19 protein-coding genes are annotated in these 18,520 nt (G+C 71.6%); 10 read left to right on the plus strand and 9 right to left on the minus strand.

What is annotated here, in order from left to right; genetic code table 11:
• Nucleotides 1–28 precede the first annotated feature (28 nt).
• Nucleotides 29–586, minus strand: a complete 558-nt coding sequence (locus tag IE97_RS0115085) for a flavin reductase family protein (protein ID WP_051704986.1) — start codon at nt 584–586, stop codon at nt 29–31.
• On the minus strand, nt 583–2,175 hold the full coding sequence (locus tag IE97_RS0115090) for a 4-hydroxyphenylacetate 3-hydroxylase family protein (protein ID WP_051704987.1): 1,593 nt from the start codon (nt 2,173–2,175) through the stop codon (nt 583–585). The genes IE97_RS0115085 and IE97_RS0115090 overlap by 4 nt, the downstream gene beginning before the upstream one ends.
• 282 nt (nt 2,176–2,457) lie before the next feature.
• Between IE97_RS0115090 and IE97_RS0115095 the strand changes: the two genes are divergently transcribed.
• The 7 genes from IE97_RS0115095 to IE97_RS0115125 all read left to right on the plus strand — a co-directional run bounded on the left by IE97_RS0115095 (nt 2,458) and on the right by IE97_RS0115125 (nt 9,246).
• The gene (locus tag IE97_RS0115095) at nt 2,458–3,888 is read left to right on the plus strand and encodes a class II 3-deoxy-7-phosphoheptulonate synthase (protein ID WP_078603250.1); all 1,431 of its coding nucleotides are present in this window, start codon (nt 2,458–2,460) and stop codon (nt 3,886–3,888) included.
• A 95-nt stretch (nt 3,889–3,983) separates the two neighbouring features.
• Nucleotides 3,984–4,463 carry a MaoC family dehydratase gene (locus IE97_RS0115100; protein WP_051704988.1) on the plus strand — a complete coding sequence of 160 codons (480 nt, stop codon included), beginning with the start codon at nt 3,984–3,986 and terminating at the stop codon, nt 4,461–4,463.
• Between the two features lie 147 nt (nt 4,464–4,610).
• Complete coding sequence (locus IE97_RS0115105) at nt 4,611–5,342, plus strand: TetR/AcrR family transcriptional regulator (protein ID WP_051704989.1); 732 nt, start codon at nt 4,611–4,613, stop codon at nt 5,340–5,342.
• A 12-nt stretch (nt 5,343–5,354) separates the two neighbouring features.
• Complete coding sequence (locus tag IE97_RS0115110) at nt 5,355–6,086, plus strand: siderophore-interacting protein (protein ID WP_051704990.1); 732 nt, start codon at nt 5,355–5,357, stop codon at nt 6,084–6,086.
• 109 nt (nt 6,087–6,195) lie between these two features.
• Nucleotides 6,196–7,143 carry an N-acetylmuramoyl-L-alanine amidase gene (locus IE97_RS0115115; RefSeq protein WP_030238695.1) on the plus strand — a complete coding sequence of 316 codons (948 nt, stop codon included), beginning with the start codon at nt 6,196–6,198 and terminating at the stop codon, nt 7,141–7,143.
• A gap of 173 nt (nt 7,144–7,316) precedes the next feature.
• Nucleotides 7,317–8,135 (plus strand): DUF5336 domain-containing protein, encoded by an 819-nt coding sequence (locus IE97_RS0115120; RefSeq protein ID WP_030238697.1) that lies wholly within the window; start codon nt 7,317–7,319, stop codon nt 8,133–8,135.
• A gap of 97 nt (nt 8,136–8,232) precedes the next feature.
• The gene (locus IE97_RS0115125) at nt 8,233–9,246 is read left to right on the plus strand and encodes an LLM class F420-dependent oxidoreductase (RefSeq protein WP_030238700.1); all 1,014 of its coding nucleotides are present in this window, start codon (nt 8,233–8,235) and stop codon (nt 9,244–9,246) included.
• A gap of 22 nt (nt 9,247–9,268) precedes the next feature.
• On the opposite strand, the gene IE97_RS0115130 is transcribed toward IE97_RS0115125, so the two are convergent.
• From IE97_RS0115130 to IE97_RS0115140, 3 genes are read right to left on the minus strand one after another with little or no spacing between them, the layout of a single operon-like run.
• Nucleotides 9,269–10,018, minus strand: coding sequence for a hypothetical protein (locus tag IE97_RS0115130; protein ID WP_158708298.1), 750 nt, complete (start codon nt 10,016–10,018; stop codon nt 9,269–9,271).
• Nucleotides 10,005–11,528: a vWA domain-containing protein gene (locus IE97_RS0115135; protein WP_234310745.1), complete on the minus strand. Its 1,524-nt coding sequence runs from the start codon at nt 11,526–11,528 to the stop codon at nt 10,005–10,007. The genes IE97_RS0115130 and IE97_RS0115135 overlap by 14 nt, the downstream gene beginning before the upstream one ends.
• Nucleotides 11,529–11,566: 38 nt before the next feature.
• Nucleotides 11,567–12,733: a hypothetical protein gene (locus tag IE97_RS0115140; protein WP_234310744.1), complete on the minus strand. Its 1,167-nt coding sequence runs from the start codon at nt 12,731–12,733 to the stop codon at nt 11,567–11,569.
• 269 nt (nt 12,734–13,002) lie between these two features.
• Between IE97_RS0115140 and IE97_RS0115145 the strand changes: the two genes are divergently transcribed.
• Nucleotides 13,003–13,296 (plus strand): hypothetical protein, encoded by a 294-nt coding sequence (locus IE97_RS0115145; protein WP_030238713.1) that lies wholly within the window; start codon nt 13,003–13,005, stop codon nt 13,294–13,296.
• 96 nt (nt 13,297–13,392) lie between these two features.
• Here IE97_RS0115145 and IE97_RS0115150 read toward each other — a convergent pair whose 3' ends face one another.
• From IE97_RS0115150 to IE97_RS0115160, 3 genes are read right to left on the minus strand one after another with little or no spacing between them, the layout of a single operon-like run.
• Nucleotides 13,393–14,463 carry a prenyltransferase gene (locus tag IE97_RS0115150; RefSeq protein ID WP_030238716.1) on the minus strand — a complete coding sequence of 357 codons (1,071 nt, stop codon included), beginning with the start codon at nt 14,461–14,463 and terminating at the stop codon, nt 13,393–13,395.
• Nucleotides 14,460–15,233, minus strand: coding sequence for a class I SAM-dependent methyltransferase (locus tag IE97_RS0115155; protein ID WP_030238719.1), 774 nt, complete (start codon nt 15,231–15,233; stop codon nt 14,460–14,462). The genes IE97_RS0115150 and IE97_RS0115155 overlap by 4 nt, the downstream gene beginning before the upstream one ends.
• Nucleotides 15,227–16,672 (minus strand): glycosyltransferase family 4 protein, encoded by a 1,446-nt coding sequence (locus tag IE97_RS0115160; RefSeq protein WP_030238722.1) that lies wholly within the window; start codon nt 16,670–16,672, stop codon nt 15,227–15,229. Before IE97_RS0115160 ends, IE97_RS0115155 begins: the two co-directional genes overlap by 7 nt.
• A 211-nt stretch (nt 16,673–16,883) precedes the next feature.
• Between IE97_RS0115160 and IE97_RS0115165 the strand changes: the two genes are divergently transcribed.
• Both IE97_RS0115165 and IE97_RS0115170 read left to right on the plus strand, forming a co-directional pair.
• A complete protein-coding gene (locus tag IE97_RS0115165; protein WP_030238725.1) occupies nt 16,884–17,546 on the plus strand; it encodes a TetR family transcriptional regulator in 663 nt (220 codons plus the stop codon).
• Between the two features lie 394 nt (nt 17,547–17,940).
• The gene (locus tag IE97_RS0115170; protein ID WP_030238730.1) at nt 17,941–18,261 is read left to right on the plus strand and encodes a GYD domain-containing protein; all 321 of its coding nucleotides are present in this window, start codon (nt 17,941–17,943) and stop codon (nt 18,259–18,261) included.
• Nucleotides 18,262–18,284: 23 nt separating this feature from the next.
• On the opposite strand, the gene IE97_RS0115175 is transcribed toward IE97_RS0115170, so the two are convergent.
• Entirely contained in the window at nt 18,285–18,518 is a 234-nt protein-coding gene (locus IE97_RS0115175; RefSeq protein ID WP_030238733.1) for a ferredoxin, read from the minus strand.
• Nucleotides 18,519–18,520 lie beyond the last annotated feature (2 nt).

Genomic DNA, 18,520 nt, shown 5'->3' on the forward strand with positions numbered 1-18,520 from the left:
TTCGCTGCTGGGGGCCGCCGGCGTGTGCTCACGTCGCCGGTGCGACCTCGGTGAAGGCGCCGCGGTGGAAGACCAGGGGCTCGTGGTCGCGGCCGACGGCGCCCAGGACCCGTCCGACGACGAGGACGTGGTCGCCGAGCGTCTGGGTGAGGTGCAGGGCGCATTCGAGCGTTCCGGGCCCGTCCGGCAGGACCAGGCAGCCGGTGTGCGGTCCGACGGCCCAGTCGGCGGCCTGCTCCACCGGCGGGCGCTGCGCCGCGGGCGTGGTGAGGACGCCGACCAGGGAGCGCGCCCGGTGGCCGAGGAACGACACGGCCCACTGGCGGGACGTCCGCACGCGCCGCAGGAAGGTCGAGTCGTCGCGCAGGTACATCGACACGAGCGGCGGGTCGAGGGAGACCGAGGTGAACGAGTTCACCGCGATGGCGTCGTGGCGTACTCCGGACCGGGTCTCGAAGCGGGTGGACACCGCGCACACACCGGTCACGAACTGTCCGAGGACGTGCCTGAGATGGGCCTCGTCCGGCAGGACGGAGACTCCGGGCGGGGCGGCGGGGCCGCCCGGAGCGGGGGTACGGCTGCTCACCGCGCGGCCTCGACGGGGGCGGTCGCCCCGGTGTCGGGGATGCCGGCGCCGATGACGGTGGTGTCCTTGGGGTTGATGAGGTCCGGGACCTTCCAGCCGTTCTCGTCGTACTCCGACAGGCACTGGTCGACGAGCTGCTTGTAGTCGTCGAACTTCCCGGAGGCCTGCTGGGCGTGGAGGGCCTCGAAGCGGATCTGCTCGTGGTTGCCGGCGTAGTTCATCTCGTACAGCTCCCAGCGGGCCCCGAACTCGGTGCCGACCGCGTCCCACGCCAGCTTCATCAGCTTCACCCGGTCGATCGCCTCCACGCCCAGGCCGCGGACGTACTTGTCCAGGTAGGGCCGGACCTCGGGGTTCGACCAGTCGAGGGCGTGGGAGTTGTTGTAGATCAGCGCGCTGCCGAGGTCCCGCAGGAAGATCTCGCGCACCTTCGGGAAGATCGACGAGGACAGGACGCGGAAGGCCAGCGCGGTGTCGCCGTTGGGGGTGACGGTGCCGTCGGGCCACTGGGTGGGGTTCTCGGCCATGGAGTCGACCAGGGCCCAGAACATGTTGCGGTAGGCGAGGACCTCACCGAGCCGGCTCTGCACGCCGCGGAACTCCGAGGTGCCCGTGGTCTCCAGGCACTTGGCGAGCAGGCCGGTCAGGAAGTCCATCTTCACGGCGAAGCGGACGCAGGCGTGGAACATGGCGCGGTAGAAGAAACCGGACCCGTAGAAGAAGTTGTTCGCCTTGTCCACGTCGTAGCAGAAGACGTTCTCCCAGGGGATCAGCACCTCGTCGAAGACGAGGATGCCGTCGTTCTCGTCCAGACGGCTGCTGAGCGGCTGGTCGAAGGGGCTGCTGACGGTGGCCGAGGCGAACTCGTACGACGGCCGGGAGATGATCTTCAGGCCGGGGCTGTCGGTCGGCACGATGAAGTACGCGGAGAACTCCTTGGCGCCCTTCGGGATGACCCCGTAGCTGCCGATGAAGATGTGCTGCGTGAGCGCCGCGCCGGTGCCGACCACCTTGGCGCCGGACACCACGAGGCCGGCGTCGGTCTCCCGGTCCACCGTCAGCATCACGTCCTTGAGCTCGGTCAGCCCCCGGTTGCGGTCGATCGGCGGGTTGACGATGCCGTGGCCGATGAACAGCACGTTCTCCTGCGCCTTGCGGTACCACGCGGACGCGTTGTCCTCGAACGGCGCGTAGTGCTCCTTGTTCGACCCCAGGGTGGACAGGAACGCGGCCTTGAAGTCCGGCGTGCGGCCCAGCCAGCCGTACGTCATGCGCGCCCACTCCTCCATGGCCCGCGCGGCGGCGCGCAGGTCGCCGGAGGTGTACGGGGCCTTGAAGTAGGGGTGCGTGAAACCGCCGTTGCCGGTGTCGGTGGGGACGACCAGTTTGCTGTTGCGCTCGGGGTCGTGGAGCGCGTCGAAGAGCCGGGCGACCATGCGGGAGTTGTTGCGGAAGGCCGCGTGGCTCGTGACGTCCCGCACCTTCTCGCCGTAGATCCTCACGTCCCGGCCGTCCCGGAGGCTCTCGAGGTACTCGTCCCCGGTCTGCGGGCGGGACACGGACCCGGACGGGCTGGCGGTGCTGCTCATGCGGAATCACCTTTCGAGCCGGTGGCGTGGAGGAACGCGGCGGCGGACCGCCCCCGCCGCCGAGTGCCGACGACGGTGTGCGCCTGCCGAAATGCTCCAGGAGTGCGACCGGCCCCGACAGTCGGCCGCTGGGGCTAGTACGCGGGTAGTAGTTCCGCCCTTCTAGCCACAACGACCCACTGCCGGGGCCCGGCGGCCGCGTGACAGGCTGCGCCCACCGCAAACCCGTGCCCTGCCCTCGGAACAGAAGGCGTTGAGGTTTTCAGCGTGAAATCCCTGGAAATGGACGAGAACTCACTGTCCGAGCCCGCTGCCGGAGCGTGGCGGGCGCTGCCCGCGGCACAACAGCCCGACTGGCCCGATCCCGTGGCCCTGCGGACGACCCTGTCAGCCCTGTCCACCGCGCCTCCCCTGGTGTTCGGCAGGGAGTGCGACACCCTGCTCGACCGTCTCGGAGAGGTGGCCCTCGGCCAGGCGTTCCTGCTCCAGGGCGGCGACTGCGCGGAGACCCTGGACTCGGTGAGCGCGGAGTCGGTCCGCAACAAGCTGGAGGTCCTTCTCCAGATGGCCGCCGTGCTGACGTACGCGGCCGGCGTCCCGGTGGTCAAGGTCGGCCGGATCGCCGGCCAGTACGCCAAGCCCCGTTCGCAGCCCACCGAGACCCGCGACGGAGTGACGCTGCCCTCGTACCGGGGAGACGCCGTCAACGGGCTGGAGTTCACCGCCGAGGCCCGCACCCCCGACCCGGCCCGGCTGGAGCGCGTCTACCACGCGTCCGCCGCGACGCTCAACCTGCTGCGCGCCTTCACCGCCGGCGGGCACGCGGACCTGCACCGGGTGCACGAGTGGAACCGTGACTTCGTGGCCCTGTCCGCCGCGGAACGCCGCTACGAGCGGCTGGCGGACGAGATCGACGCGGCGCTCGCGTTCATCCGGGCCTGCGGCATGAGCACCTCGACCCTGCGCACCACGGAGGTGTTCGCCAGCCACGAGGCGCTGCTCCTCGACTACGAGTCCGCCCTGGTGCGCACCGACCCCGACACGGGGCGGCGGTACGCGCTGTCCGGGCACCTGCTGTGGATCGGCGAGCGCACCCGCCAACTCGACGGCGCGCACATCGCGTTCGCCGCCGGCGTCAGCAACCCCCTCGGCGTCAAGCTGGGGCCCGGCGCCGCCGTCGACGACGTGCTGACCCTGGTGGACCGGCTGGACCCGCAGCGCATCCCGGGCCGGCTGACGTTCATCGCGCGGATGGGGCGGGGCCGGGTGCGCGACCGGCTGCCCGCCCTGGTGGAGGCGGTGCGCGCGGAGGGCGCCCGGGTGGTGTGGGTGTGCGACCCGATGCACGGCAACACCTTCACCGCGCCGAGCGGCCACAAGAGCCGGCGTTTCGAGGACGTCCTGGACGAGATCACGGGCTTCTTCGAGGTGCACCGGGCGCTGGGCACGCATCCCGGCGGGGTGCACGTGGAGCTCACCGGCGAGGACGTCACCGAGTGCGTGGGAGGGAGCAACGAGGTCCTCTCCGACGATCTGCACCTGCGGTACGAGACCGCCTGTGATCCCCGCCTCAACCGGGGGCAGTCGATGGATCTGGCGTTCCGGGTCGCCGAGTGGTTCAGCGCCGAGAAGCGCCGCCTCGGCCGCCCCCGCCCCGAGCCCGCCTCCGTCCGTCCCGCGAGCGTGCCGGTGTACGCGGCGTCCCTCGGCTGACTCCCGATCCCGACCGCTGCCGGACACCCGAGACGCCCGAGCCCCCCCCAGACATCCGAGACATCCGAGACACCCGAGACGAAGGAGCACTCACCGTGCGGCACTTCGAGCACTTCCGCGTCGGCGGCACCTACGAGCTGGGGGCCACGCGACTCACGAGCGCGGACATCATGGACTACGCGCGCGCGTGGGACCCGATGCCCTTCCACCTGGATCCCGAGGCGGCGGCCCGCTCCCCCTTCGGCGGCCTGGTGGCCAGCGGCTGGCACACCGGTGCCGTGGTCATGGGGCAGTTCGTCCGCGCGCTGCTCGCGGACTCCGCCTGCCAGGGCTCCTACGGCATGGACGAGGTCCGGTTCCTGCACCCGGTGCGCCCCGGCGACGAGCTGCGCGGACGGGCCACCGTGGAGGAGGCCGCGCCGCATCCCCGGCGCCAGGACACGGGCACGGTCCGTTTCGTCGTCGAGGCGGACAACCAGCAGGGCGAACCGGTGTACCGGATGCGGACGCGGCTGCTGTTCGGCCGCGCGGAGACCAGCGGCACCCGGCACGAGGACGCGGTCGCACGCCGCTGACGCGCCGCGCGCCCGCGGCTGCCCCCTACCCCCCGACTCGCGTTTCCCGTCGGCCCTCCCCCGATCCGGGGGGGAAACGAGACCTGCCCTCACGCACATGGCGGATTCCCGGGACTTTGACCATACGCACCGTTGCGTCTAGTCTCGATGCGTCGACCTTCCCGGCCGGTCCTCGCCGACCGTCCCGGGACAGGCGCCGCGACGCGACGAGGAGGGCACGCCATCAACGCCCCACACGACACCCGGCAGCCGGCCGACGCGCCCGCGGCGCGGACCAGGAGCGGCCCGCGGCGCAGTGAGGCCGCCCGGGTCGCGGTCCTGCGGGCCGCCGACGACCTGCTGATGGACGTGGGCTTCCACGCGATGACGGTGAGCGCCATCGCCGAACGAGCGGGAGTGGCCAAGCAGACCATCTACCGGTGGTGGCGGTCGAAGGTGGCCATCCTCCTCGACGTCCTGGAGGAGGACCTGCACGACAAGGCGTCCTGGCCGGAGCTCCCGGACTCCGCGCAGGCCGCCCTGGAGCAGCATGTGACGCACCTGAGCCGGGTCTTCACCCAGTCCCCCACCGGCCACGTCCTGTTCGTGCTCATCGGCCACGCCCTGCACGACCCGACGACCGCCGCGGTCCTGCGCGACCAGGTGCTGGACCGGCAGCGGCGGTACGACCGTGCACACGTCCGGCAGGCCCTGGCCCCCCTCCCCCGCGCCGCGGTGAGCCGGAACGAGGCGGACCAGCTCCTCGACCTGCTCGTCGGTCCCGCCTTCCACCGGGCCTTCACGACGAGACAGCCGCTGGACCCGCGGTTCGTCGAGCGCCTGACCGCCACCGTCCTGGCCCGCCGACGTGAGGTTCCGTCGGCCGCCCCCTCCCTCTGAAGGGCTGTTCCCATGTTCCGCACCCGTCGCACCCGCTACACCGCCACGGTGGAGGCGGTCTCCCTGATCGCCCCGCGCATGGCCCGCATCACCCTGGGAGGGCCCGGCATGTCCGCCTTCCACTGCGACGAACCGACGCAGTGGGTGAAGCTGTTCGTGACCGATCCGCTCGACGGGCGGCCGGCCGGCCGCGCCTACACCGTGCGCCACCACTCCCCCGCCGGACCCCGCGTCGACATCGACGTGGTGCTGCACGGCAACGGTCCGGCCGCGCGCTGGGCCGAGACCGCCCGCCCGGGCGAGGAGGTCTCCTTCGGCGGTCCCAAGGGGTCCTTCCGCCCCGCTCCCGACACCGACTTCTACCTCCTGGCGGGCGACGAGAGCGCCCAGCCCGCGGTCCTCACCATCGCCGAGAGCCTGCCGCCCGGCATGCGGGGCGCCGTCTACCTGGAGGTGGAGGGCCCCGAGGCGGAGATCGCGGTGAGCCTCCCGGCCGGCCTTGACCTCGTGTGGGTGCACCGGGACGCCGGCCGGGCCAAGGGCGAGGCGCTGCGCGACGCCGTCCTCAAGGCCGCCGTGCCGCCCGAGCGCGTCGCCACGTGGGCCGCGGGGGAGTCCGGCGCCGTCAGGGACATCCGCCGCCACTTCACGGAATCCCTCGGTCTGGACCGCCGGCGCGCCTACGCGAAGGGCTACTGGAAACGGGACGAGGCGGACCACCGCGATCCCCTGGCCTCGGACTAGGCCGTGTCCGATGGTGCCGAGGCCACGTTTCGCAACAGGGCCTGGCCCGCCACCCGTGCGGCGGTGCTCGGTCCGTTGCCCCCGGTGAACGGCCGCTAGGGTGGCAGACGTGTCGTACGCAGGCCCGGACTTCGAACCTTCCCAGCCCCGCCGCCCCCGCCGCGGGCCCCTGACCGTCGCGCTCGCCGCGCTGGTGCCGGGGGCGCTGCTCGGCTGGCTGGTGTACGAGACGGTGGGCGGTCCGGGGGACGGAGACGGCTCGGGCCGGGCGACCGTACGGTCCTCCCCGCCCGCGGCGTCGAGCGCGCCCACCGACGACGGCAAGAAGCCGGGAGCCTCCTCCGCGCCCGCCGCGCCCGGGACCTCCGCGTCCGCCGCCACCGGCCCGCTCAAGGGGAAGGTCGTCGTCATCGACCCGGGCCACAACCCGGGCAACTTCCAGCACACGTCCGAGATCAACCGCAAGGTGGACATCGGAACGAACCGGAAGGAGTGCGACACCACGGGCACGTCCACCAACGACGGTTACCCGGAGGCGAAGTTCACGCTGGACGTGGCGCACCGGATGCGCACGCTGCTCGAGAAGCAGGGCGCCACGGTGAAGCTGACCCAGGACGGTGACCGGCCGTACGGCCCGTGCGTGGACGAGCGGGCCCGGATCGGCAACAAGGCGAAGGCCGACGCGGTGGTCTCGATCCACGCGGACGGCTCCGGCGCCGGCAACCGCGGTTTCCACGTCATCCTGCCCGGCGCGGTCCACGCGGGCGGCGCGGACACCCGCGCGATCGTCGCCCCGTCCCGCGATCTCGGCGAGCGCGTCGCGGGCCGCTTCGTGGCCGTGACCGGCAGCGCGCCGTCCGACTACATCGGTGACGGCACCGGTCTCGTCACGCGCAAGGACCTGGGCGGTCTCAATCTCTCAACGGTCCCCAAGGTGTTCGTCGAGTGCGGCAACATGCGCGACAGCGAGGACGCGGCGTTGCTGACCAGTGGCGCGTGGCGGCAGAAGGCGGCGCAAGGAATCTCTGAGGGAATCGTGAGCTTCTTGCGCGGGTAGTTCTCACGGACTGATCCCTGCGGACACCCCGGCCGGGCGAACGATAGTGTCTCCCTACGATGAGGGGCCACCCCCGCGCTTCACACCGGGGCCCAAGGGCGACATGGTGGGCGACATGGTGACAGCGACGCCTCAACCGATGACGAGACAACTGAGCTGAAGGACCGACTGAAGTGAATATCCGCTCCCTCACTCGAGGCGACGGCGTGGTGATCGGAGCAGCGGTGTTGCTGTTCATCGCGTCGTTCCTCGACCTGTATTCGATCGACAATGTCCCCGACAGCGTCGACCTCCCGACCCTGTGGGGAAGCGGTCCGGTCGTGTTCAGCGTCGTACTGGCGGGGATCATCGGCGGCGCCCTCGTCGTCGTGGCCCGGGGTCTGCCGCAGGCGCCGAAGCCGGCCGGTCTCGACCTCGGCCAGTTCGGCGCCGCCTTCACGGTGTTCGCCGCGTGGAGCGCGCTCGGCAACATCGTCGACGTGCCCGGTGGCTTCGACAACATCGGTGAGAACGCGAGTGAGGGGGCCCCGACCCCCGGCATCGGCATGATCCTCGCCTTCGTCGCCACGCTGCTGATGGCCGCCGCCGCCCTCGCCACCCCCCTCGTCCCGGCCCTCAAGGGCGCCCTCCTCCCGGCCCCCCGCCCCGCCGCTCCGCAGCCCTACGGCGGTCAGCCGCAGGGCGGCTACGGCTACCCGGGCGCGCAGCAGCCCGGCGGCTACGGCCAGCCGCAGCCGGGGCAGCCGTACGGCGGTCAGCCGCAGCAGGCTCAGGCCCCGCAGCCCCCGGCCGGGGACTTCTCGCCGTTCTGGTTCGCGGTGCCGGTGCCGCGGCCGCTGTTCGCGGAGGACGGCTCGCCGACGCCGATCGCGGAACTCGCCCCGGGCACCTGGTACCTGGCGGTCGAGCAGCGCGGCGCGGCCCTGGTCGCCCAGACGCAGGACGGCCGTCGCGGTGTCCTGCAGGACACGTCGGGCATCCAGCGCGGCTGAGTCCGCCCGCCTCTCACGGCCCCTCGCCCTTCCGGGTGAGGGGCCGTTGCCGTACAGTCGTCGCCCCCGTCAGCTGACGTACCGTCAGGAGGCAGGCATGCGGCTCGGTCTCGCACTCGGCTACTGGGGCCGCGGCCCCTCCTCCGGCCATGTGCCCCTGGCGCAGGAGGCCGAGCGGCTCGGCTACGACTCCGTCTGGACGGCGGAGTCCTGGGGTTCGGACGCGTTCACCCCGCTGACCTGGATCGCCGCGCACACCTCACGCATCCGCTTGGGCACGGCGGTCGCGCAGATGGCCGCCCGTCCGCCGACCACGACCGCGATGCACGCCCTGACCCTGGACCACCTCTCCGGCGGCCGCATGATGCTCGGTCTCGGGCTCTCCGGCCCGCAGGTGGTCGAGGGCTGGTACGGCCGCCCGTTCCCGAAGTCCCCCCTCACCGCCACCCGCGAGTACGTCGACGTCGTACGGCAGGTGCTGCGCCGCGAGGCGCCCGTGGAGTCGGCCGGCCGTTTCCATTCCCACCCCTACCGGGGCCCGGACGCCACCGGCCTGGGCAAGTCCCTGAAGCCGATCACCCACCCCCTCCGCCCGGACCTGCCGGTCCTGCTCGGCGCGGAGGGGCCGAAGAACGTCGCCCAGACGACCCGGATCGCCGACGGCTGGCTGCCGCTGTACTGGTCGCCGACCCGGCCGGAGGTGTACGGCCCGGCTCCGGGCGACCTGCCCGAGGGGTTCCTCGTCGCCCCCATGGCCCAGGTCCGGGTCTGCGACGACGTCGCCGAGGGCCTGCTGCCCGTGAAGGCGATGCTCGGCTTCTACATCGGCGGCATGGGCCACGCGGCCCGCAACTTCCACGCCGACCTGATGGCCCGCATGGGCTACGAGCGGGAGGCCCGCCGCATCCAGGAGTTGTTCCTGTCCGGCCGCCGGGAGGAGGCGGTGCTCGCCGTGCCGGACGCCTTCGCCGACGAGATCTCGCTGGTCGGCCCGCGCGAACGGATCGCCGAGCGGCTGGAGTTGTGGCGGAAGGGCCCGGTGACCGACCTGCTGGCCCTCGCGCCCGACCCGCACACCCTGCGCGTGCTCGCCGAGCTCAACTTGCGTTGAGCGGGGGCGATCTGGGCGGCGGTCACCAGAAGATCGCGATCGCCTCCAGCGTCACCTCGCGGGTGTCCTCGCGCCACCCGGTCATCTTGCCGAGGCAGCGGGCCGTGAACGTGCCGGCCGGGATCGAGCGGCGCGCGTTCCCGGGCGCCACGACGCGCATGGACACCGGGGGCCGCTCGGCGCCGTACTCCGCCCGCAGGACGAAGCCCTCCGCCACGTCCGGTACGCGGGTGAACACCCCTTTCACCGAGACGAATTCGCTGATGCGGCTCAGGGTCACCGCACGGCCGTCCGCCAGATCGTGGGCGAGGTTCCGGTTCGGGACGACCGTCAGGGTGGTCAGGTCGGCGTGGACGATGGCGTCGGCCCGGTCGAAGGCCTCCAGGACCACGCCGATCACGTTGATCGGTTTGTCCTTGCGTACGAACTTGCGGAACGTCTCCTGGCTGACGTCCCGCTTCAGCCGGAACCGGAACAGCCAGGTCAGCACCCGGCTCCAGAAGCCGACACTCGTGTCGACCTTCGTCCGCAGCTCGACGGCCTCCTCCAGCGCGGACCGGTAGTTGCCGAGCTCCCACAGGTCCATCACCGCCTGCTCGTCGAGGTAGAGGCAGATGCTGTACGCCGACTGCCAGCGCCGCAGGTGCCTGCGCCGCTCCCGGGCGTGGCGCACCAGGACCACCGCGAGCGCCACCGCGCCGGCGGCCGTCACCAGCCAGACCGTCATCCACGGCCACCAAAGGCTCCACCACAGCGCGTCAGTGACAGCCACGGATCTCCTTGAATGCCTCGGAAAGGGACGAGCCGACGGCCCGCACCATCCGTCCGCCCGTCCTCGCCGCCACGCGCCGCAGTTCGCCGGCGTCGGCCTCGCCGAAGTGGACGGGGTAGGTGTGGACTGCGGAGCGCACGGCGGCGGGCAGCGCTTGGTGGCGGCGTACGAACTCCGCGTAGGACAGTCCCGCGTTGTTCTCGCCGTCCGTCATCAGGACGAGTGAGACGGAGCGGTCGGGGTCGGCGGCCAGCTCGCGGGCGGCGGTGCGGTAGCCGTGGTCGAGGGCGGACCACACGGCCGTGGCGTCACCGTAGCCGCCCCGGGCGACGGTGCCGGAGAGGACCGTCAGGTCCTTCGGCCCGGTGACGGTGACGGACTTCTCCCCCAGCACGCGGCCACCGAACCGGACGACGGTCAGCCGCTCGCCCCGGTGGAAGCGGGTGAACTTGCCGGAGGCGGAGGGGTCCGCACCGCTCAGCCCGGCGAAGGCCTCGCGCAGAGCGGCCATCCGGGCGCCGCGCATCGAGCCGGAGAAGTCGAGCAGGAAGACCACCTGGCTCGTGGTGCGGCGGTCCGGGTCACCGTAGTCCGCCAACAGGGTTTCGATGACGGCGGACCGGTCGGGATAGAAGAGGGCGTTGCCGACCGGTTCGCGCAGCCGCGCGTCCCGGGCGACCGTCGTGTTCACCGGGCGGCGCAGGGTGTGCCGCATGATCTTCCGCTGCACCGAGTCACGCCGCAGCCACTGCGTGACCTTGTCGTACGCGGTGCGGTGGGCCGGATTCAGCAGGAGCAGCGGGAAGTCCGCCAGGACCATGCCGTCCTGGGGGCGGACGACCTCCAGGCGGTCCTCCAGGCGGCCGGCGGCGTTGAGGGCGAGCAGGTCGGACTCGTAGGTGATGAGGGCGTTCGCCTCGTCCTGGTGGTCGGCGTAGGAGTCGACGAGGGCGGGGCCGGTACCGGCGGTGAGGGTCTGGCCGGAGCGGAAACCGCGCAGCCGGTCGCAGGAGACGTCCTCGGGGCGCAGCGCCGCCCCGGTACCGGCCGCGGCGGTGGCGACGCCGACGAGGGCGGCGAGCCCGCTGCCGGCGTACCGGGGGTCGGCCATGCCGAAGCGGACGGTGCCGGTGGCGGCGGCGTCCGCGATGTCGGCCCAGGTGAGCCGGGAGCCGGGCACCTGGGCGCGGAGCTTGCGTGCCACGTCCGGCTTGAGGCCGATGACGACGGGGGACGTCATGGTGGACGTGCGCTGCAGCCCCCGGGTCGCGCTCTTGTCGGTGAGACGCAGATAGCGGTCGGAGGACAGCCAGGCGAGGTCGTACCCGTCGTGGTCCAGGGCCTTGGTCTCGGCGTCGGCCCGGTGGTCCAGCCGCAGGTCGACGCCGGTCTCGTCCTTCAACTCGCCCAGCAGCGGGGCCAGTACGGCGAGGTCGGGGCCGGCGAGCACCCTCAGCCGGACCGTGCCGTCCGCGTCGTCACCCGAGCAGGCGGTGAGGAGGGCGGCCACAAGCGCCAGGCAGAGCGCCGGCAGGCCCGCGCCGCGCCTCACCGGCTGCCCGTCCGGTCCGGGCAGTCGCCGACGATCTCGATCATCCTCTCCAGCAGGGGCAGGCTGGGCAGGACCGCCCGGGTGTCGTCGGAGGAGGTGGTGGGCACCGGGATCCGCCGTTCGGTGAGGAACCGGGTGAGTTCGTCGCCGGTGGCGCCGGCGGTGGCGTTGCGGGCCCGGAAGCCCAGCTCCATGGCGCGGTGCTGGAGTTCGGGGTCCTCGCTGACCAGTTCGCCGAGCCGGGCGCCGTCGCCGGTCAGCGCGACGAGCTGGGGTTCGGTGACGAAGCGGGTGGAGGGGTAGAGCAGGACGCGCTGGTCGTCGGTGGCGCCCTTCTCGGCCTCGTGCGCGATCTGGTGGGCGAGGAACTGGTGCTCGTAGATCACCGAGATCGGGGCGATGCTCTGCCCGTCAGGGGACAGATACGTTTCGGCCCGTTCGGAGGACGGCAGGCCCTGCTCGACGAGGAGCGGCTTGATCTTCCGGGCGAGTCGCACCGCCTCGGCCTCGCTGTCCGGCGCGTCGTTCCCGTGCTCGACGAAGGCCACGAGTCCGAGGTAGGTGCCGGCGGAGTTGGCTTCGCAGATGTCCGAGGTCTGGGCGAGGATCTTGTTGCCGTTGCGGACGCGGTCCGCACCGTCGATCTCGTCCCAGCGGTAGCCGTTCCCGGGGTCGCGCTGGACGCCCTTCCTCTTGCCGCGGGCCAGATCGAGGAACGGCCGCATCTCGAGGGTGTAGTACATCGTCCGGCCGCCCTGGCCCGGCAGGCGCTTGGCGACGCCTTCCGCCGTGAGCACCTCGGCGTAGTCCCGGTAGGTGGCCAGCACGATGGGGCTGACGAACGGGCGGTACAGCAGCACCGGACGGTTCGCCCGGGCGCGCTCCCGGCTGATCAGGTCGGCGGCGGGCTGGCCGGAGGGGAAGACCACGTCGTACCCCTCGTAGTCCTGCTTCGCGATCTCACGCGAGCCCATGTTGGTGATGTGCACGCGGAAGCCGTGCTTCATGAGCAGCCGCTCGACCACGGGGTCCTGGAAGAAGTCCCGCTTCGAGGCCATCTTGGCCTCTATGGTGACGACCTGGCGCAGCGGCAGCAGCAGGTTCCCGGAGGCCACGAGCAGGGCCAGCCCGATGACCGGGACGGGCAGCGCCGACGCCAGCACTCTGCGCAGACGTCGGCGCGGGGGTCTGGTGACGGTTAACCGAGGCTCTTCGGTAGCGGGTCTGTTCGCGGGCACCTGCGTTCTCCCCCCGTGACACCTGCGTTCTCCCCGTGTGGCCGGGCCAGGATCGTCGATGATGCCGGTGTACCCCGAACGCCACTTGCGGGAACGTCGGTTGAAGGGAGGAAGAAGCGCACGGCGCGGTCCCGATGGGGGACGCGGCTCACCGCACCGGGTTTCATCCAGACTTCAAGGGCAATCCGGAGAGTATGTCCCCTCGATATCGCAACGGTGCGAATCAGGCCGGCACGATCGTCGCGGTCGTGGCCGACATCATGGCGCTCATCCTGGGTCTGTGGATCCTGATGTACCTGCTGGACGCGAACCCCGGCAACTCGTTCGTCCAGTTCATCCACGACGCGGCCCGCTGGCTCGCCGGCTGGTCCCACGACCTGTTCACGTTCGACGAGGCGTGGGCCCGAGTGGTCTGCGGCTACGGCCTGGCGGCGGTGGTGTACCTGCTCGTGGGGCACGCCATCGCCAACCGAGTGCACCGCCACTGAAAACGCCTCACGGGGCTCGCCCTTCAGGGGCGCGGGGAACTGCGCGAGGAACCACGCACAACCCGCGCCCGCACACTCAGCGAGACCCCCGGGCTCTCAGGCGCAGCAGTCCGCCTCGAGCCCCATGGGCAGATGCTCCCCGCCGAAGACGGCACACGTCGCCTCGTGCCCGCCCAGCGCCGCCACGGCCAGCAGCAGCGACCCCGCAGTCCACGTGGTCAGCTCCTCCGGCCAGATCGCGCCGTCGTCGAACACGTACCCCGTCCAGTACAGCCCGCTCTCCGCATCGCGCAGGTGCTGGATCGACTTGAGGATGTCCAGCGCCCGGTCGGACTCACCCATCGCCCAGAGGGCCAGTGCGAGTTCCGCGGACTCGCCCCCCGTCACCCACGGGTTGGGAACCACGCACCGCACCCCCAGCCCGGGAACGACGAACCGGTCCCAGCCCTCCTCGATACGGGCCTTGGCCTCCGCACCGGTCAACGCACCACCCAGCACCGGGTAGTACCAGTCCATCGAGTAGCGGTTCTTGTCGAGGAACCGCTCCGGGTGGTGCCGTATCGCGTGCCGCAGCGCACCCGCCGCCAGCTCCCAGTCCGGCTGCGCCTCCTCCCGCTGCTCGGCGATCGCCAGCGCGCACCGCAGCGCGTGGTGGATCGAGGAGGACCCGGTCAGCAGGGCGTCCGCCGTGTCCGTACCGTCGTCGTCGCGCCGCCAGCCGATCTGCCCGCCCGGCTGCTGCAGGCGCAGTACGAACTCCACCGCCGCGTACACCGCCGGCCACATCCGCTCCAGGAACGTGTCGTCGCCGGTGGAGAGGTAGTGGTGCCAGACGCCGACGGCTATGTAGGCGACGAAGTTGGTCTCGCGGCCCCGGTCCGTGACGTCGTCGAACTGCCCGTCCGTGTACGCCGCGTACCAGGAGCCGTCCTCGTTCTGGTGCCGGGCGAGCCACAGGTAGGCCCGTTCGGCGGCCTCGTGCTCGCCGGCCGTGTCGAGTGCCATCGCCGCCTCGACGTGGTCCCACGGGTCGAGGTGGTGCCCCCTGAACCACGGGATCGCTCCGTCCTCGCGCTGCACGGCGAGGATGCCGGCGACGGTCGCGGCGGCCTGCCCGGCGGTGAGGACCCCGGGCAGGACCAGATGTTCCGTCCGGGGAGTCGTCACTTGGCGTCCGCCCCGGTGCCGGCCGAGGTGTCCGCCCCGGTGTCGGTCAGGCGCGGCAGGTGCGGCTTGGTCGCGTACGCCACGAAGCTCTTGCCGATCAGCGGGTTCAGCGCCTGCTCGGCGACCCGGGTGGCCAGCGGCTTCTTCATGATGTCCCAGACGAGCAGCTTGTGGTAGGCCCGCACCGGCAGCGCCTTGTCGTTGTCGACGCCGAACGCGCACTTCAGCCACCAGTACGGGGAGTGCAGCGCGTGGGCGTGGTGCGTGCCGTACGGCTCGAGGCCGGCCTCGCGGATCTTCGTGAGCAGTTCGTCCGCCTTGTAGATGCGGATGTGGCCGCCCTCGACCTCGTGGTAGGCGTCGGACAGGGTCCAGCAGACCTTTTCGGGGCCGTAGCGCGGGACGGTGACGGCGATGCGGCCGCCGGGCTTCAGCACGCGCACCATCTCCGCGAGGACGCCCTTGTCGTCCGGGATGTGCTCCATCACCTCGGAGATGATGACGACGTCGAAGGACTCGTCGGGGAAGGGCAGGGCGAGGGCGTCGCCCTCCATGGCCGTGGCGGTGGCGCCCTCGGGTGCCTCGCCGGCCTCCTTCATCGCCGCGAACCACTTGGCGACCTCGCGGATCTCCTCGGCGTTCTGGTCCAGCGCCACGACCTGCGCGCCGCGCCGGTAGCACTCGAAGGCGTGCCGCCCGGCACCGCAGCCGAGGTCCAGGACACGGTCGCCCGGGGCGAGCGGGAACCGGGAGAAGTCGACGGTCAGCACGTGGCCCTGCTTTCGGAGTTGACGCCTTGTACATCTGAGGGGGCTTCGGCCGCAGCGCCCGCTGTGGCCGCGGGGGCCGCGGGCACGCCCGCTGTCGGCGGGGCCGGACGGCCCGCGTCCCGGGGCCCGGGGCGGCCCCCTGCCCGGTCGATCGCCTCCCGGTACCGGGCCACCGTCCCCTCCGCGGCCCTGGCCCACGTGAAGTGCCGCAGCACCCGCTCCCGGCCGGCCGCTCCGAGGCGGGTACGCAGCTCCGCGTCGCTCAGCAGCCGGCCCAGGCCCGCCGCCAGCGCCCCCGCGTCCCCCGGCGGCACCGCCAGGCACGTCTCGCCGTCCCGCCCGGCGACCTCGGGGATCGCACCCCCGGTCGTGGCCAGCAGCGGCGTGCCCGTCGCCATGGCCTCCGCGGCCGGGAGCGAGAATCCCTCGTACAGCGACGGCACGCACGCGACCTGGGCCGAGCGCACCAGGTCGACGAGTTCCGCGTCGGATATGCCCTTGACGAAGTCGACGGCGCCCTCGAGGCCGTACCGCTCCATCGCCTGGGCGACCGGCCCTTCGGCCGGGCGTTTGCCGACCACGACGAGGTGGGCCTCCGGGTGCTCGGTGCGCGCCTTCGCCAGGGCCTCGACCAGATGGACCAGCCCCTTCAGCGGGACGTCGGCACTGGACGTCGTCACGATCCGGCCCGGCACGACCGGCACCGAGGGGTCGGGGGAGAACAGGTCCGTGTCGGCGCCGATGTGGACGACGTGGATGCGGTCCTGCCGGACACCGAGATGGTCGATGATCTCCTGGCGGGACGTGCCGGAGACGGTGAGCACGGACGGCAGCCGGCGCGCGACACGCTTCTGCATGCGCGTGAAGGCGTACCAGCGACGCACCGACCACCGCCGCTGCCGGCCCTCCGCCGCGTCCAGCTCCAACTGGCGGTCGACGGTGATGGGGTGGTGGATCGTGGTGACCAGGGGGGCACCGACGTCTCCCAGCAGCCCGTACCCCAGCGTCTGGTTGTCGTGCACGACGTCGAACTGGCCCCGGCGGGCCCGCAGATGGCGGCGGGCGCGCAGCGAGAACGTCAGAGGTTCGGGGAAGCCGCCGGTCCACATCGTCGCGACCTCGAGCGCGTCGATCCAGTCGCGGTACTCGTCACGCTTCGGGGTGCGGAAAGGATCCGGCTGGCGGTAGAGGTCGAGACTGGGCAGCTCGGTGAGGCTCACCCGGCCGAAGCCCTCGTCGAGCACGGGGTACGGCTGCGCGCCGATGACCTCGACCCGGTGGCCGAGACGGGCCAGTTCGCGCGAGAGATGCCGGACGTAGACACCCTGGCCGCCGCAGAACGGGTTCCCTTTGTAGGTGAGGAGCGCGATGTCGAGCGGTCGCAAGCCGTCGGCTGCGGGGTCCTTCGGGGCCCCGGCCTCCTTGGCCTCAGCGGTCACTCCAGGCCCCCTTCTCCCTGCTCTGTCCCGCGAGATTACGCCGGGACGCTAATCTAGAACAAGTTTCAGACTTGATCGTTCGGAGGCTCTGAATCTACCGGCAGGTAGGGGCGCTGTGAGCAGTGGATCAGGTGATTCACGCCACGGCCGGTGCCGTGCCATGCTGTGTGATCACTCGTCCTCACGGACGGTCACGGAACGGGGCCGATCCATGCCCGCGGAAGCCAAGGTGAACCAGATGGCCAGGGTGGAAGCCAGAGCCACAGTCCCCGCCTCCCCACCCCTCACGGAGCGGCAGGAGGCCCGTCGCCGCCGCATCCTGCACGCGAGCGCGCAGCTGGCCAGCCGCGGCGGCTTCGACGCCGTGCAGATGCGTGAGGTCGCAGAGTCCTCGCAGGTGGCGCTCGGCACTCTGTACCGCTACTTCCCTTCCAAGATCCATCTGCTGGTCGCCACCATGCAGGACCAGCTGGAGCACATGCACGGCACCCTGCGGAAGAAGCCGCCGCAGGGCGAGAGCGCGGCCGAGCGGGTCGCGGAGACACTGATGCGGGCCTTCCGCGCCCTGCAGCGCGAACCGCATCTCGCCGACGCGATGGTCAGGGCCCTCACCTTCGCCGACCGCAGTGTGAGCCCGGAGGTCGACCAGGTCTCGCGGCAGACGACGGCGATCATCCTGGACGCGATGGGGCTGGAGCACCCCACCCCGGAGCAGCTGTCGGCGGTCCGGGTCATCGAGCACACCTGGCACTCGGCGCTGATCACCTGGCTCTCGGGCCGCGCCTCCATCGCCCAGGTGAAGATCGACATCGAGACGGTGTGCCGCCTGATCGACCTCACCGCACCGGCCTCGGAACGCCCCTCAACCCCCTGAGACGCCGACGACCTACGAGACGGGTTCCCTTCGCCGGCATGGTCCGGATCAGGTTATGGGGGTCGCCTTCCGGTCGCCTGGCCTTTCGGCCCTGCGTCCTTCCGGCCTCTCAGCCCTACCGTCGCAGTCGGCACCGGCGGAAGCCGAAACTTCCTGCCCGCGTCGGCTACTCCGGTCGGACTCCCTCACTCGCCTCGTAGGCCTGTATCCAGGTTAGGACTTCCATCGGCGGAGAGAAGACCTGAGCAGAATTTTTTACCTTAATATCCGCATTAATCCGGATGGCCCCGTCTGCACCCTCGGTCGCCGCGACGACGACCAGGAACGGAAGGAACATGAGGGAGTCAGAGCGACTGCTCGGGCGGATGTGAACGGATGTGAAAGGTGGCCCCCGATGCCGACGTACCTCTTCAAGGTGAAGCTGACCCCCGACGGACTCAAGGGCCTGCTCAATGAAGGCGCGAGCGCGCGGCGTGAAGTCGTCGCGCGCATGGTCGAGGGTCTCGGCGGCCGGGTCGAGACGATGTACTGGGCCTTCGGCGACGACGACGTCTACGTCACGGCGGAGCTGCCGGGCAATACCTCCGCCGCGGCCATGGGCATGGTCGTCTCGGCGGCCGGCGGGGTCCGCACGAGCACGGTCGTCCTGCTGTCGGCCGACGAGGTAGACGAGGCCGTCCGGCAGCAGGTGGACTATCGGGCCCCCGGCGCCTGACAGGTCCCCGGGGACGGCCGCTCCTACTCCTCCGGTGGGAACACCGTCTCCCCACTGCCCCCCAGCGTGATCACGATCGCCTCCACCGGGCAGTTCTCCGCAGCCTCCAGGACCCGCTCGTTCGCGTCCGTGTCCGGCTCGACCGGACGGGACTGGCGTGCGGAATCCAGGCGGAAGCCGTCCGGCGCGTGGTGGAGGCACTGGGCGGAGCCGATGCACAGGGAGCGGTCCACCTCGACGTGCCAGCGGTCGCCCATCG

This window comes from Streptomyces sp. NRRL S-455, assembly GCF_000717875.1.
Lineage (GTDB): Bacteria > Actinomycetota > Actinomycetes > Streptomycetales > Streptomycetaceae > Streptomyces.